This is a genomic window from Geodermatophilus sp. SYSU D01045, assembly GCF_054050295.1.
Genome location: NZ_JBJGZB010000003.1, coordinates 204,990 through 219,589 on the forward strand (window position 1 = coordinate 204,990; position 14,600 = coordinate 219,589).

Annotated in this window: 14 protein-coding genes and 1 riboswitch; of the genes, 6 read left to right on the forward strand and 8 right to left on the reverse strand. The window is 76.0% G+C overall.

Features of this window, described 5'->3' with window-relative positions; genetic code table 11:
• Positions 1 to 5 precede the first annotated feature (5 nt).
• Positions 6 to 491 (forward strand): polyadenylate-specific 3'-exoribonuclease AS, encoded by a 486-nt coding sequence (locus ACI798_RS04200; RefSeq protein ID WP_456943155.1) that lies wholly within the window; start codon positions 6 to 8, stop codon positions 489 to 491.
• A gap of 9 nt (positions 492 to 500) precedes the next feature.
• Here ACI798_RS04200 and ACI798_RS04205 read toward each other — a convergent pair whose 3' ends face one another.
• Complete coding sequence (locus ACI798_RS04205) at positions 501 to 896, reverse strand: PaaI family thioesterase (protein ID WP_456943154.1); 396 nt, start codon at positions 894 to 896, stop codon at positions 501 to 503.
• A gap of 100 nt (positions 897 to 996) precedes the next feature.
• On the opposite strand from ACI798_RS04205, the gene ACI798_RS04210 reads away from it, so the two are divergent.
• From ACI798_RS04210 to ACI798_RS04220, 3 genes are read left to right on the forward strand one after another with little or no spacing between them, the layout of a single operon-like run.
• The gene (locus ACI798_RS04210) at positions 997 to 2,019 is read left to right on the forward strand and encodes an ATP-dependent 6-phosphofructokinase (RefSeq protein WP_456943153.1); all 1,023 of its coding nucleotides are present in this window, start codon (positions 997 to 999) and stop codon (positions 2,017 to 2,019) included.
• Positions 2,020 to 2,047: 28 nt separating this feature from the next.
• Positions 2,048 to 3,385: a class II 3-deoxy-7-phosphoheptulonate synthase gene (locus tag ACI798_RS04215; RefSeq protein ID WP_457047314.1), complete on the forward strand. Its 1,338-nt coding sequence runs from the start codon at positions 2,048 to 2,050 to the stop codon at positions 3,383 to 3,385.
• Complete coding sequence (locus ACI798_RS04220; RefSeq protein ID WP_457047315.1) at positions 3,378 to 4,403, forward strand: threonine aldolase family protein; 1,026 nt, start codon at positions 3,378 to 3,380, stop codon at positions 4,401 to 4,403. The genes ACI798_RS04215 and ACI798_RS04220 overlap by 8 nt, the downstream gene beginning before the upstream one ends.
• A gap of 44 nt (positions 4,404 to 4,447) precedes the next feature.
• Here the strand turns inward: ACI798_RS04220 and ACI798_RS04225 are convergent, their stop codons facing one another.
• From ACI798_RS04225 to pknB, 3 genes are all read right to left on the reverse strand, one after another.
• Positions 4,448 to 5,626, reverse strand: a complete 1,179-nt coding sequence (locus ACI798_RS04225) for a S8 family peptidase (protein WP_456943150.1) — start codon at positions 5,624 to 5,626, stop codon at positions 4,448 to 4,450.
• Between the two features lie 138 nt (positions 5,627 to 5,764).
• Positions 5,765 to 6,706, reverse strand: a complete 942-nt coding sequence (locus tag ACI798_RS04230) for a deoxyribonuclease IV (protein ID WP_456943149.1) — start codon at positions 6,704 to 6,706, stop codon at positions 5,765 to 5,767.
• Entirely contained in the window at positions 6,703 to 8,691 is a 1,989-nt protein-coding gene (gene pknB / locus ACI798_RS04235; protein WP_457047316.1) for a Stk1 family PASTA domain-containing Ser/Thr kinase, read from the reverse strand. Before pknB ends, ACI798_RS04230 begins: the two co-directional genes overlap by 4 nt.
• A 166-nt stretch (positions 8,692 to 8,857) precedes the next feature.
• Here pknB and ACI798_RS04240 point away from each other — a divergent pair, with 166 nt between their 5' ends.
• On the forward strand, positions 8,858 to 8,995 hold the full coding sequence (locus ACI798_RS04240; RefSeq protein ID WP_457047317.1) for a hypothetical protein: 138 nt from the start codon (positions 8,858 to 8,860) through the stop codon (positions 8,993 to 8,995).
• Positions 8,996 to 9,043: 48 nt separating this feature from the next.
• Here ACI798_RS04240 and ACI798_RS04245 read toward each other — a convergent pair whose 3' ends face one another.
• The gene (locus ACI798_RS04245) at positions 9,044 to 10,501 is read right to left on the reverse strand and encodes a glycine hydroxymethyltransferase (protein ID WP_457047318.1); all 1,458 of its coding nucleotides are present in this window, start codon (positions 10,499 to 10,501) and stop codon (positions 9,044 to 9,046) included.
• A gap of 25 nt (positions 10,502 to 10,526) precedes the next feature.
• A riboswitch (ZMP/ZTP riboswitch) is annotated at positions 10,527 to 10,610 on the reverse strand.
• A 38-nt stretch (positions 10,611 to 10,648) separates the two neighbouring features.
• On the opposite strand from ACI798_RS04245, the gene ACI798_RS04250 reads away from it, so the two are divergent.
• Positions 10,649 to 10,987 carry an Rv2175c family DNA-binding protein gene (locus tag ACI798_RS04250; RefSeq protein ID WP_456943145.1) on the forward strand — a complete coding sequence of 113 codons (339 nt, stop codon included), beginning with the start codon at positions 10,649 to 10,651 and terminating at the stop codon, positions 10,985 to 10,987.
• On the opposite strand, the gene ACI798_RS04255 is transcribed toward ACI798_RS04250, so the two are convergent.
• From ACI798_RS04255 to ACI798_RS04265, 3 genes are read right to left on the reverse strand one after another with little or no spacing between them, the layout of a single operon-like run.
• Entirely contained in the window at positions 10,984 to 11,907 is a 924-nt protein-coding gene (locus ACI798_RS04255; protein ID WP_457047319.1) for a phytoene/squalene synthase family protein, read from the reverse strand. The two genes, ACI798_RS04250 and ACI798_RS04255, sit on opposite strands and share 4 nt — an antisense overlap.
• The gene (gene crtI / locus ACI798_RS04260) at positions 11,904 to 13,397 is read right to left on the reverse strand and encodes a phytoene desaturase family protein (protein WP_457047320.1); all 1,494 of its coding nucleotides are present in this window, start codon (positions 13,395 to 13,397) and stop codon (positions 11,904 to 11,906) included. The genes ACI798_RS04255 and crtI overlap by 4 nt, the downstream gene beginning before the upstream one ends.
• Positions 13,398 to 13,399: 2 nt before the next feature.
• Positions 13,400 to 14,533 (reverse strand): polyprenyl synthetase family protein, encoded by a 1,134-nt coding sequence (locus tag ACI798_RS04265; RefSeq protein WP_456943142.1) that lies wholly within the window; start codon positions 14,531 to 14,533, stop codon positions 13,400 to 13,402.
• Positions 14,534 to 14,600 lie beyond the last annotated feature (67 nt).

Here is a 14,600-nt window from a genome sequence, read left to right on the forward strand (position 1 = left end):
GCGGTGTGCGGCGGTTCTTCTACGACACCGAGTTCATCGAGGACGGGACGACGATCGACCTCGTCTCGATCGGCGTCGTCGACGAGACCGGCCGCGAGTTCTACGCCGTCAGCACCGAGTTCGACGAGCGCCGCGCCATCCCGTGGGTGCGCCGCAACGTGCTCGACCGGCTCCCGCCGCCGGCCGACCGGGCCTGGCGCAGCCGCCGGCGCATCCGCGACGACCTGCTCGCCTTCCTCACCGGCCCGGGGGAGGAGGTCGAGCTGTGGGCGTGGTTCGCCGCCTACGACCACGTGGCGCTGGCCCAGCTGTGGGGGCCGATGACGGCGCTGCCGCGGGCGGTGCCCCGGTTCACCCGGGAGCTGCGGCAGCGGTGGGACGACGTCGGCCGCCCGGAGCTGCCGCCCAGGCCCGCCGGCACGCACGACGCGCTGGTCGACGCCCGCTACAACCTCGCCCGCTGGGAGGCGATGGAGGCCGCCCGCCGCTGACGGCCGCGGCTACGCCGGCCCCAGCACCGCCTGGGTCTGGGTGACCGAGGCCACCGGGCGGCCGTCGTCGTCGGTCACCTCGGTGAGGACGACGACCGTCGAGCGGCCGACGTGCAGCGGGCGCGCGGTCGCGTGCGCCGTGCCGGAGCGGACCGCGCGCAGCAGCGACGTCGACGACGCGAGGGTCGACGTCGACGCCCCGGCCGGCAGGTTGAGGAAGGCGCAGACGGCGCCGACGGTGTCGGCCAGCGTCATCAGCGCGCCGCCGTGCAGCACCCCGCCGGCGGTGCACCGCTGCGGCGCCCACGGCAGCCGGCCGGCGACCTCGTCCGGCGCGGCGCGGTCCAGCTCGACGCCGGTGGCGACGGCGAAGGGCATGAGCGCGAGCAGTTCGGCGGGCTCCACGGCGGGGATCCTGCCGGTTCCGGCGCGCAGACGGTGACCGCGGCCGCGGATCGGGTGCAGGATCGTCCTGACCTGCGGTTCGTCCCTCCAGGGAGGCGTCGTGCGCATCGGCATCCTGACCGGCGGGGGCGACTGCCCCGGCCTCAACGCGGTCATCCGGGCCGTGGTCCGGTGCGGCATCCGCTCCGGGGACGAGGTGGTGGGCTTCCGCGACGGCTGGCGCGGCCTGCTCGACGACGACGCCGTCCCCCTGGACCTGGCCGCCGTCCGCGGGCTGCTGCCCCGCGGCGGCACCGTGCTCGGCACCTCCCGCACCAACCCCTACGCCATCGACGGCGGGCCCGCGCGGGTGACGGCCACCCTCGAGCGGCACGGGATCGAGGCGCTGGTGCCGGTGGGCGGCGAGGACACCCTCGGTGTCGCGGCCAAGCTGGCGGGGGAGGGGGTGCGGGTCGTCGGCGTCCCCAAGACGATCGACAACGACCTCGACGGCACCGACTACACCTTCGGCTTCGACACCGCGGTCGGCGTCGCGACGGAGGCCATCGACCGGCTGCACACCACCGGCGACAGCCACCACCGGACGCTGGTCGTCGAGGTGATGGGGCGGCACGCCGGCTGGATCGCGCTGCACGCGGGCATGGCCGGCGGCGCCACCGTCGTGCTCGTGCCCGAGCGCCCGTTCGACGTCGAGGCCGTCGTCGCGCACTGCCTGCACCGCTTCGAGTCCGGCTACTCGCCGATCGTCGTCGTCTCCGAGGGGGCGCGGCCGGCCGACGGCGACCTGGTGACCGCCACCGGCGAGCGCGACGCCTTCGGCCACGTCCGGCTCGGCGGCATCGGCGCCGCGCTGGCCGCGCTGCTGGAGGAGCGCACCGGCCGGGAGGCGCGCGCGGTGGTGCTCGGGCACATCCAGCGCGGCGGCACGCCGTCGGCGTTCGACCGGGTGCTGGCCACCCGGTTCGGCCTCGCCGCGGTCGCCGCGCTGCACGAGGGGCGCTCCGGTGTCATGGTGGCCCTGCGCGGGACCGACGTCGTCCCGGTGCCGATCGCCGAGGCCACGGCGCGGCTCAAGCTGGTCCCCCTGGAGCGGTACGCCGAGGTCGAGGTGTTCTTCGGGTGAGGGGGGCGACCGCCGTACCCTCGACGGTGTGAGCCTGTCCCGATCCCCGCAGCCGGTGCCCGGTCCCGACCGGTGGCGGGAGCTCCCCGCCGCCCAGCAGCCGGCCTGGCCCGACCGCGCCGCCCTCGACGGCGTCCTGACGACGCTGTCGTCCGTGCCGCCGATCGTGGCGCCCAGCGAGGTGGACGAGCTGCGCGGCCGGCTGGCCGAGGTGGCGCAGGGGCGGGCGTTCCTGCTGCAGGGCGGGGACTGCGCGGAGACCTTCGACCTCAACACCGACGCGCACCTGCAGAGCACCACCCGCACGCTGCTGCAGATGGCCGTCGTCCTCACCTACGGCGCGAGCGTGCCGGTGGTCAAGGTCGGCCGGGTGGCCGGGCAGTACGCCAAGCCGCGCTCGTCGGACACCGACGCCCTGGGCCTGCCGTCCTACCGCGGCGACATGGTCAACTCGCTGGAGCCGGTGCTCGAGAAGCGCATCCCCGACCCGAACCGGCTGGTGCGCGCCTACGCCAACTCGGCCGCGGCGATGAATATGATCCGCGCCTACGCGCACGGCGGCCTGGCCGACCTGCACGCCGTGCACGACTGGAACAAGGACTTCGTCGCCAACTCGCCGGCCGGCGTCCGCTACGAGGTCATCGCCCGCGAGATCGACCGGGCGCTCGCGTTCATGAAGGCCTGCGGGGTCGACGACAGCGCGCTGCGCGGCGTCGAGCTCTACAACAGCCACGAGGCGCTGATCCTCGACTACGAGGCCGCGCTGCTGCGGGTGCACGAGGGCCGGCCCTACGCCGCCTCGGCGCACTTCGTGTGGATCGGCGAGCGCACCCGCCAGCTCGACGGCGCGCACGTGGAGTTCATGTCGCGCATCGCCAACCCGATCGGCGTCAAGATCGGGCCGACGACGACGCCGGAGCAGGCCACCGAGCTGGTCGAGCGGCTGGACCCCGAGGGCGTCCCCGGCCGGCTGACGCTGATCAGCCGCATGGGCAACGGCAAGATCCGCGACGTCCTGCCGCCGATCGTCGAGAAGGTCACCGCCAGCGGCCACCAGGTCGTGTGGCAGTGCGACCCGATGCACGGCAACACCCACGAGTCCCCGACCGGCTACAAGACCCGGCACTTCGACCGGGTCGTCGACGAGGTCCTCGGCTTCTTCGACGTGCACCGCGCGCTGGGCACCTGGCCCGGCGGCATCCACGTCGAGCTCACCGGCGAGGACGTCACCGAGTGCCTCGGCGGGGCGATGGAGATCAGCGACGAGGACCTCAACAGCCGGTACGAGACCGCCTGCGACCCGCGGCTGAACACCGGGCAGTCGCTGGAGCTGGCCTTCCTCGTGGCGGAGATGCTGCGTGGCTGAGCCCGTGTCTCCCGGGCTGGTCGACCTGCGCTCCGACACCGTCACGAAGCCCACGCCCGGCATGCGCCGGGCGATGGCCGAGGCCGAGGTCGGCGACGACGTCTACGGCGAGGACCCGGTCATCCGCGCGCTCGAGGAGCGGGTCGCGGACCTGTTCGGCCACGAGGCCGCGCTGTTCGTGCCGTCCGGGACGATGGGCAACCAGATCGGCATGCGGCTGGTGTGCGAGCCCGGCCAGGAGGTGCTCTGCGACGCCGACGCGCACGTGGTCACCTACGAGATGGGTGCCGCGGCCGCGGTGTTCGGCATCTCCACCCGCACGGTGGTCAGCGACGGCGGGCTGCTGTCCGCGGACGCGCTGGTCGAGCAGGTGCGCCCGCGCGGCGACTGGCACCTGACCGCCACCGCCGCCGTCGCCGTCGAGAACACCCACAACCGCGGCGGCGGGCGGGTGCAGCCGCTGGCCGAGCTGCAGCGGCTGTTCGCCTGGTCCCGCGACGCCGACGTCGCCGTGCACCTCGACGGCGCCCGGATCTGGAACGCGTCCGCCGCCTCCGGCGTGGACCTGGCGACCTACGGGCGGCTGGCCGACACCGCGTCGGTCTGCCTGTCCAAGGGCCTGGGCGCGCCGGTCGGGTCGGTGCTGGTCGCCTCCGCCGAGCGGATCGCCGCCGCCCGGCTGTGGCGCAAGCGCCTCGGCGGCGGCATGCGGCAGGCCGGGGTGCTGGCCGCGGCCGGGCTGTACGCGCTGGACCACCACCTCGCCCGGCTGGCCGAGGACCACGAGCACGCCCGGCTGCTGGCCAAGCGCCTGGGCGTCGACCCGGCCACGGTCGAGACCAACATGGTCGTCGTCGACGACGTCCCGGCGCCCGTCGTCGCCGAGGCCGCCAAGGCGCGCGGCGTGCTGGTCTCGCAGGTGAGCCCGCGGCGGATCCGCCTGGTCACCCACCTCGACGTCGACCGGGCGGCGGTCGACCGCGCCGGCGACGTCCTCGCCGACCTCCTCGACCGCTGAGACGCCCGCCGGTCACCCCTGAGGTGGCCGGCGGGCGCCGCGGCTCACCAGGAGCTGAACAGCAGCCGGTTCGGCGTGCCGGCCCGGGTGGCGGTGCGCGAGAGCGTGACGTGGTTCGTCGTCGCGGCCGCGGTGACCGCCCCGGCGACCGTGGCCGGCGCGGCGCCGGTGTTGCCCTGCAGGTACAGCGCGGCGACGCCCGCGACGTGCGGCGTGGCCATCGAGGTGCCGCTGATCGTGCTGGTCGCCGTCGGAGAGGTGTGCCAGGCGCTGGTGATCCCGACGCCGGGCGCGAGCAGGTCCACGCAGGCGCCGTAGTTGCTGAACGACGCGGCGGTGTCGGTGCGGTCGGTGGCGCCCACGGTGAGCGCGGCCGGCACCCGTGCGGGGGAGGAGGCGCAGGCGTCCTGGGCCACGCCCGCGCTGTTGCCGTTGCCGGCCGCGACGGCGTACGTGACGCCGTCGGCGATGGAGTTGCGGACGGCGGTGTCGATCGCCGTGCTCGCCCCGCCGCCCAGGCTCATGTTGGCCACCGCCGGCGCGCCCGCCGCGTGGTTCGCGGTCACCCAGTCGATGCCGGCGACCACGCCGGAGGTGGTGCCGCTGCCGTCGCAGCCGAGCACCCGCACGCCCACCAGCCGCACGCCCCTGGCGACGCCGTAGGTGGTGCCGCCCACGGTGCCCGCGACGTGCGTGCCGTGGCCGTTGCAGTCGTCGGCCGAGCCGCCGTCGACGGCGTCGTAGCCGGAGACCGCCCGGCCGCCGAGGTCGGTGTGGGCGTAGTTGATGCCGGTGTCGATGACGTAGGCGGTGACGCCGCTGCCGGTCGCGGTCCAGCCGAACGTGCCGGACAGCGGCAGGTCGCGCTGGTCGGTGCGGTCCAGGCCCCACGGCGCGCCGGACTGCGTGCCCTCGGCGGTGACCACCCGGTCGCGCTCGACGGCGACCACGCCCGGGATGGCCGACAGCCGGCTGGCCGCGGCCTCGGGCAGGTCGACGGCGAAGCCGGTGAGCGCCGCGGTGTAGACGTGGGCGATCCGCCCGCCGAGGCCGCGCGCCCGGTCCGCCGCCTGGTCGGGGAGGGTCGAGCGGTCGACGGTGACCACGTAGGTGGCCCGCGGGCCGCCGTCGGCGGGAGCGGCGGAGGCGGGGCCGGCGGTGACGCCGAGGCCGGCGGTCGCCAGCGCGACGACGCCGGCGGCCAGGGTGCGACGAGTGGGCAAGGACGGCTCCTCGGGGTGACTCTCCGCGGCCGGGCGACCGCGGGGGGATGCGAGCCAATCCCGTGTCGTAGATCACCGCAAGTGAAGGTGCGAACCCGCAGGGTGACTGCGGCGTGTCGCCCTCCCCGGGCGCGCCGCTCAGGCGGCGGTGGAGGCCCCGGTCACGACAGTGCCGTCGCCGAGGCCGGCGCGGAGGCCGTCGCGGAGGCCGTCGCGGAGGCCGTCGCGGAGGGCGCACAGCAGGGCGATGTCGCGCGCGTGGCCGCGGTCGGCGCTCGGCGTCTCGACGACGACCGGCACCCCGGCCATCGACGGGTGCGCCATCAGCTCGCCGAAGGCGCCGACGCCGATCGAGCCCTCGCCGATGGTGGTGTGCCGGTCCCGCTTGGAGCCGCGCTCGTCGAGGGAGTCGTTGGCGTGCACCAGCCCGAGCCGGCCCGCGCCCACGGTGGCCTCCAGCGCGTCCAGCGTCGCCGTCGTCCCGCCCGGGGTGGCCAGGTCGTGACCGGCCGCCCAGGCGTGGCAGGTGTCCAGGCAGACGCCGACCCTCGGGTGCCAGTCCAGCGCCGCGAGGTAGGGGCCGAGGTCCTCGACGGTGGCCGCCAGCGACCGGCCGCCGCCGGCCGTCGGCTCGACCAGCAGCCGCGGGCCGTCGTCGGGGAGGGCGTCGAGCACCGGCAGCAGCCGCTCGTGCAGCTGGCGCAGCGCGGCCTCGTAGCGGTCCTCGCCGACGGCGGACCCCGCGTGCACGACGACGCCGCGCACGCCGAGCCGGACGCCGCGCGCCAGGTCGGCGGCGATCGTCTCGATCGAGCGGTCGACCGTCGCCGGGGTGGGCGAGCCGACGTTCACCAGGAACGGCGTGTGCACGAACGACGGGACGCCGCGCTCGGCCAGGCCCGCGACGAACGCGGCGTCCTGCGCGGGATCGCCGGCCGACCGCTTCCAGCCGCGCGGGTTGCCCACGAAGACCTGCACCGCCTGCGCCCCGACGTCGTCGGTGTAGCGCAGCCCGCCGGCGGCCAGGCCCCCCGCGACCTGGATGTGCGCACCGACCGGGGTGGAGGGGACGCCGCTCACCCGAAGCTGAGCAGCAGGCTCACCTGGCTGCCCTGGTCGACGACGGTGCCCGCGCCCGGGCTCTGCCGGTACACGCGGTCGCCGGTGATGAAGGTCGAGGTGGTGACCGTCAGGCCGGCGGACTCCAGGGCCGCGGTCGCCTCGTCCTCGCTCATGCCGGTCACGTCGGGCACGGTCACCTGCGGCACGCCGATGGAGACCTGGATGGTCACCTCGCTGCCGTAGGGCGCCTCGGTGCCCGGCCCCGGGCTGACCGCCATGACCGCCCCGGTGGGGACGTCGGCGCTGCGGCCCTCGGTGCGGACGACGGTGAAGTCCGCGGCCTCCAGGTTGGCCTGCGCGGCGTCGGCGGGCTGGCCGACCACGTTCGGGATCGCCACCGGCGCCGGCCCGCGGCTGACGTAGACGACCACCGGGTCGCCGCGCTTGACCTCCGTGCCGGCCTCCGGCTCGAAGCCGGTGACCGACCCGACTGGGACGTCCTCGTCGTAGTCCTGCTGCTCGGTGGGGACGACGGGGATGCCGGCCAGCGCCTCGCGCACCGCCTCGATCGGCCGGCCGACCAGGTCGGTGGGCACGGTGAACCGCTCGGGCCCCTTGGAGACGACCAGCTCGACGTCGCTGTTGCGGATCGCCTCGCCGCCGTCGGGGTCGGCGGAGATGACGACGCCCTCGGGCACGGTCTCGCTGAACTGCTCCTCGCCGAAGACCGGGTCCAGGCCCGCCTCCTGCAGCAGGTCGACGGCGGCCGCGCGGTCGCTGCCGACCAGCGAGGGCACCTGCGTCCAGCGGCCGGAGCCCATCCACCAGCCGATCGCGCCGATGGTGACCGCCAGCAACAGCACGACCGCGACGGCCAGCCGCGCGCGGCGGCGCCGCACCTGCGGCGAGACGCCGCTGCGCTGCGGCGGGGCGGGCCGCCGCCCGCCGACGTCGGCCGTCGAGCCGGTGCCCACGTTCGGCAGCAGGCTGGTGCGGCCGGCGCGGGAGGGGTGGCTGCCGCCGAGCACCTCGGTGCCCGGCTCGCTGCCGTCCCCGGGGTCGCTGGGGTGCCGGCGCGGAGGCCGGTTGGTCGGGCGGATGGTGGCCGGGCCCGCGGAGCTGCGCCCGGTGGGCACCGGCACGCGGGCGAGGCCCAGGTCGCTGCGCACGTCCTCGAGGTCGGCGAGGAAGGCGCCGGCGTCGAGCGGGCGGACGGCGGGGTCGCGGCGCGTCGTCCGCTTGACCAGTTCGTCGACCTGCCACGGCACGGTCGGCACCTCGGCCGAGGGCAGGGGCACGTCGTGGTGCACGTGCTGGTAGGCCACCGCCAGCGGGGTGTCGCCGCCGTAGGGCGGGTGGCCGGTGAGCATCTCGAACAGCACCAGCCCGGCGGCGTAGACGTCGCTGCGGGCGTCGGCGCGGCCGCGCTCGAGCTGCTCGGGGGACAGGTAGGCGACCGTGCCGATGAGCACGCCGCCGGTGTGGCTGGTCTGGCCGGTGCCGGTGAGCGCGCGGGCCAGGCCGAAGTCGGCGACCTTCACCGTGCCGTCGTGGCCGATGAGCACGTTCTCGGGCTTGACGTCGCGGTGCACGATGCCGGCGCGGTGCGCGGCCGACAGCCCGGCCAGCACCGGCTCGAGCACGGCGAAGGCCTCGGCGACGGTCAGCCGGCCGCGCGCCTGCAGCAGGTCGCGCAGCGTGCGGCCGCGCACCAGCTCCATCACCAGGAAGACCAGCCCCTGGTCGCTGCCCTGGTCGCTGACCCCGACGACGTTGGGGTGGCTGAGCATCGCTGCGGCGCGGGCCTCGCGGGTGAACCGGCCGACGAACGTCGGGTCGTGCGCCAGGTGCTCGGCCATGACCTTGACCGCGACCGTGCGGTGCAGCCGGAGGTCGGTGGCGGCGTAGACGGTGGACATGCCGCCGCGCGCGAGCCGCTCCTCGAGGCGGTAGCGCCCCTCGAGGACCAGGCCGACCACGGGGTCGGTCACGGCGGTGTCCACGAGCAGGAGTCTAGGAGCGCCCGGCCCCGGAGCGGTCCGCACACGCGCAGGCAGGCGGGCCGGCGCACCCTCCCGTCACACCGGTCACGGGAGGGCGCGCCCGCGTGCACCCGTCCCGCTGCGGGTAGGCGTGCGGGCACCGACCGACGACGGAGAGGACGAGCGCGTGAGCGAGCAGACACCGGAGACGGGCCCGCAGGACCCGGTCGAGCGGGGCGGGGCGGACGAGGCCAGCGGCGCCCCGGTCACCGAGACCGAGGTGGAGACGTCGAAGAAGCCCGAGGACCGCGACAGCGACGTCTGACGGTCCCGGCCCGGGGCACCCGCCCCGGGCCGGGTCGCCGTCGCGGGCTCAGGCCAGCTCGAGCCCGGGGTAGAGCGGGTGCGCGGCGACCAGCTCGGCCGCGGCCGCGCGGGTCTTCTCGGCCACGCCGCCGTCGACGACGTACTTCGCCTTCGACGGCGAGCCGTCCTTCGTCGCGGTCGGGGTGGTGTGCGACAGCACGTCGACGATGAGCTCGGCGGTGCGGTCGAACTCGGCGGCGCCGAACCCGCGGGTGGTCAGCGCTGGGGTGCCCAGCCGGACGCCGGAGGTGTACCAGGCGCCGTTGGGGTCGGCCGGGATCGCGTTGCGGTTGGTGACGATGCCGGCGTCGAGCAGCGCGGACTCGGCCTGCCGGCCGGTGAGGCCGAAGCCCGAGACGTCGAGCAGCACGATGTGGTTGTCGGTGCCGCCGGTGACCAGCCGGGCGCCGCGGCGGGACAGGCCCTCGGCGAGGGAGACGGCGTTGTCGACGACGGCCTGCGCGTAGCCGGCGAACAGGGGGCGGCGGGCCTCGGCGAAGGCGACCGCCTTGGCGGCCATGACGTGCGGCAGCGGGCCGCCGAGCACCATCGGGCAGCCGCGGTCGACGGCGTCGCTGTACTCGGGCTGGGCCAGCACGAACCCGCCGCGGGGGCCGCGCAGCGACTTGTGGCTGGTGCTGGTGACCACGTGGGCGTGCGGCACCGGGTCGAAGTCGCCGGTGAACACCTTCCCGGCGACCAGGCCGGCGAAGTGGCTCATGTCCACCACGAGCGTCGCGCCGACCTCGTCGGCGATCTCGCGCATCCTCGCGAAGTCGACCTTGCGCGGGTAGGCGGAGTAGCCGGCCATGAGGATCAGCGGCCGGAACTCGCGGGCGCGGGCGGCGACGGCGTCGTAGTCCAGCAGCCCCGTCCCCGGGTCGGTGCCGTAGGAGGACTGGGCGAACATCTTGCCGCTGATGTTCGGGCGGAAGCCGTGGGTGAGGTGGCCGCCGGCGTCCAGGCTCATGCCGAGCATCCGCTGGTCGCCGAGGGCGTGCCGGAGGGTGGCCCAGTCCTCGTCGGTGAGGTCGTTGACGTGCCGGACGCCGGCCCGCTCGAGCGCGGGGGACTCGATCCGCTGGGCGAGCACCGCCCAGAACGCGACCAGGTTGGCGTCGATGCCCGAGTGCGGCTGGACGTAGGCGTAGGGGGCCCCGAACAGCTCGCGGGCGTGCTCGGCGGCCAGCGCCTCGACGGTGTCGACGTTCTGGCAGCCGGCGTAGAAGCGGTGCCCGACCGTGCCCTCGGCGTACTTGTCGCTGAACCAGTTGCCCATGGTCAGCAGCACCGCGGGGCTGGCGTAGTTCTCGCTCGCGATGAGCTTGAGGGAGGCGCGCTGGTCGGCGAGCTCCGCGCCGATCGCGTCGGCCACCCGCGGCTCGACCCCGGCGATGACCGACAGGGCGCTGCGGTAGGCGGTGGACGCGGCGGCGGCGTCGAAGGAGGGGGTCACGTCGCTCATGGGGGCTCCTGGCGGGTGTCGGCGTCAGCGGTGCCCAGGCGCCCGGCGGGGGAGTGCAGGCCGCTCCCCGGTGGTGCCCCACCTCGATGCGCCAGTCACGGCCCGCCGCCGATCCTAACCGCCCGCGCGGCGTCCTAGGCTCGGCCCGTGCAGTCCGACCGCATGCAGACGCTCACCCCCGCCGAGGTCGCCGACGTCCTCGGTGTCTCGCCCAACAAGGTCCGGCAGCTCGTCCGCGAGGGGAAGCTCCTCGCCGTCCCGGGCAGCGGCAACAGCCGCATCCCGGCCGACTTCATCCAGGACGGCGCGGTCCTGCGGCACCTGCCCGGGCTGATCACCGTCCTCAGGGACGGCGGGTTCAGCGACGCCGAGGTGTTCGAGTGGCTGTTCCGCGCCGACGAGTCGCTGCCCGGGACGCCGGTCGAGGCGCTGCGCGGCGACCGGCACACCGAGGTCACCCGGCGCGCGCAGGCCCTCGCCTTCTAGGGACGCCGCGTTCTGAGCCGCACCGCCTGGGCGGAGGCGAGGCGGCGGGCGAAGATCCCGAGCCGGCGCGGCTTGGACACCGTCACCCGGCGGTCGAGCACCCGGTGGTCGGCGCGCTCGATCTCGGTGAGGATGCCGCCGTAGAGCGCCGTCGCCGCGCGCACGCAGTCCCGGGACTCCGGCGCGAGCATCGGCGTCCCGGGGGCGGCGTCGTCGTAGCGGCGGCGCACGATCGCCACCATCTCCTGCATCAGCGCGCGGAACCGGGCGTCGTACCGCTTGGCCTCGATCTGCTCGCGGGTCACGCCGTGGGCGGCCATGACGTCGGCGGGCAGGTAGACCCGGCCGCGGTCGGCGTCCTCGGCGACGTCGCGCAGGAAGTTGGTCAGCTGGAACGCCTCGCCGAGCGCGATGGCGTGCGGCGCGGCCTCCTCCTGCGTGACGCCGGGCGCGGTGCCGAGCACCGGCAGCACCTGCAGGCCGATCACCGACGCCGAGCCCCACATGTACCGGTCGAGCGCGGCGATGTCGGCGTAGCCCGTGACGGTGAGGTCGCTGGTCATCGCGGCGAGGAAGTCGACGAGGTGCTCGACCGGGATGCGGTAGCGGCGGTAGGTGTGCACCGTCGCGAGCCGCACCGGGTCGTCGGACCAGCCGGCCTCGAGCTCGTCCAGCAGCGCCCGCGACCAGTCGGCGAGGTCGGCCTCGGGGTCGGCGCCGGGGTGGTCGACCAGGTCGTCGGCGGTGCGCGCGGCGGCGTAGAGCGCGTGGATCGCCGGTCGCCGGTCGGCGGTGAGCAGCCGGGTGGCCAGGTGGTAGCTCTTGCCGTGCTCGGCGTTGACCGCGGCGCAGTACCGGTAGGCGGCGTCGAGCCGCTCCTGCCGCTCGGCCTGCGTCAGCGGCCGCTCGGTCGCCGTCACCGCGTCACCGGCCCCGTGATCCGCTCGGCGGCCAGGCGGCCGCTGATCACCACCATCGGGACGCCGACGCCCGGCTGCACCGACGAGCCGGCCAGCACCACGTTCTCCGGGCCGCGGCGGGGCAGCGTCGGCGTCCGGAACGGGCCGGTCTGGCCGAAGGTGTGGGCCAGGGCGAACGGCGTCCCGGCCGCCATGCCCTGCCGCGCCCAGGTCAGCGGGGTGTCCACGTGCTCCACCTCGATCGCGTCGGTGATCCCCGTCCAGCCGCGGGCCTCCAGCACGCCGAGCACCTCCTCGCGGTAGCGGGGGGCCAGCGCGTCCCAGTCGATGCCCGGGTTGCCGCCGCTGTGCGGGTCGAGGTTCGGCGCCGGCGCGACGACGCTGAGCACCTGCCCGCGCCCGGGCACCAGCGACCGGTCGGTGACCGAGGGCATGCTCACCAGCAGGCTGGGATCGCTCATCGGCCGGCCGTCGCGGGTGAGCTCGTCGAACACCTGCTGCCAGGCCGCGCCGAAGCTGATCGTGTGGTGCGCCTGCCCGGGCAGCTCGTCGCGGACGCCGAGGTGCAGCGTCACGCACGAGGGCGAGTACACCGGCCGCCGGCGGCGGGCGAACCCGGGCACCAGCCGCTCGGGCACGTCGGTGGTGACGACGACGGCGTCGGCCGGCAGCCGTTCGCCGCCCGCGAGGCAGACGCCGGTGACCCGCCGGCCGCGGACGTCGAGCCGCTCGACGGTCGCGCCGTGGCGGAACGCCACGCCGGCGTCCGCGGCCGCGGCCGCCATCGCCCGCGGCACCGCGCCGATCCCGCCGACCGGGTGCCAGACGCCGGCACCGATGTCGAGCTGCGCGATCACGGCGTAGGCGGCGATCGCCCGGAACGGGGAGACCCCGGCGTAGAGCGCCTGGAAGCTGAACAGCCGGCGCAGCCGGTCGTCGGAGAAGAACCGCGCCACGTGGCCCGACAGCCGCCCGAAACCGCCGCGCCGGACCAGCGCCCACAGCTCGGGGCCGAGCAGGTCCAGCGGGGTGTCGAGGTTGCGGTCGATGAAGGTGTCCAGCTGCAGCCGGTACAGCTCGGCGAGGTCGGCGAGGTAGCGGCGCAGCGCGGCGGCCTCGGCCGGGCCGGCCAGGGCCTCCACCTCGGCGGCGAACCGGTCGACGTCGGCGTGCACGTCCAGGTGCGAGCCGTCGGCGAACTGCGCCCGGTAGGTGGTCTCCAGCGGCACCAGCGTCAGCCGGTCCTCGAGCTTCTCGCCGACGGCGGCCAGCGTGTCGGCGACCAGCTCCGGCGCGGTGAACACCGAGGGGCCGGTGTCGAGGACGTAGCCGTCGCGCGCGACGACGCCGGCGCGCCCGCCGGGACCGTCACCGCGCTCGACGACGGTCACCTCGCGGCCGGCGCCGCGCAGCCGCAGCGCCGTCGCGAGGCCGGCGAGGCCGGCACCGACGACGACGACCCGGTCGGTCGGCCCGGGGACGGTGCGCACGCTCAGGCGGTCCGCGAGGTCGCCGCGACGGCGAGCGCGTCGAGGGCGGCGCGGGCCTCGTCGGCGATGGGGGCGTCGGCGATCGCGCGGCGGGCGGTGGCGGTGCGCTCGGCGATCCGCTCCTCGACCCGGGCGCGGGCGCCGGTGGCCTCCATCAGCCGGCGCAGCGCGTCCAGCTGCTCGGCGTCGCAGTCGGGGTTGCCCAGGCAGGTGCGCAGCAGCCGGCGGCCCGCGTCGTCGGCGGCCTCCTCGGCGAGGGCGACCAGCAGCGTCTGCTTGCCCTCGCGCAGGTCGTCGTCGGCGGACTTGCCGGTGACGGCGGGGTCGCCGAACACGCCGAGGACGTCGTCGCGCAGCTGGAAAGCCTCGCCCAGCGGCAGGCCGACGGCGGTGTAGACGTCGGCGGCACGCGGTCCGGCGCCGGCGATGGCGGCGCCGAGCTGCAGCGGCCGCTGGACGGTGTAGCCGGCGCTCTTGTAGCGGGCGACGGTGAGCGCGCCCTGGGCGCCGGGCAGGCCGCCGGCGGCGCGCAGCAGGTCGAGGTACTGCCCGGCGGTGACCTCGGTGCGCATGGTGTCCCACACCGAGCGGGCGCGGGCCAGCGCCGGGGCGCTGATGCCGGAGCGGCGCAGCAGCTCGTCGGACCAGACCAGCGCGAGGTCGCCGACGAGGATGGCCGCGCCGACGCCGAACGCCGCGCCGTCGCCGGACAGGCCGCCGTCGCCGTGCCGCTCGGCGAAACCGACGTGGGTGGCCGGCCGGCCGCGGCGGGTGAGCGCGCCGTCCATGACGTCGTCGTGCACGAGGGCGCTGGCGTGCACGAACTCCAGCGCGGCGACCGCGCGCAGCACCGCGGCGTCGTCCTCGGCCGGGCCGCCGACGTCCTCGGTGACCCCGCGCCAGCCCCAGTAGGCGAACGCCGGGCGCAGCCGCTTGCCGCCGTCGGCGAGCGCGCAGACCTCGTCGACGACGGGGGTCAGCGCCGGCGCCATCCCCGCGAGCGTCGTCCGCTGCTCCTCGAGGAAGCCGGTCAGCGCCGCGGACACCGCGCCGCGGATCCGGTCCAGGTCGGCGGCCTCCAGGGGCGGTGCCAGCGGCCGGACCACGGACTCTGTCTGCGCCGCCCCGGTGATCACGCGGCCAGTATCGCCCCATCGAGTCGTGCGCGTCCTGTCCAGGGGCCGGTGGTGGGCGCTCACGGGA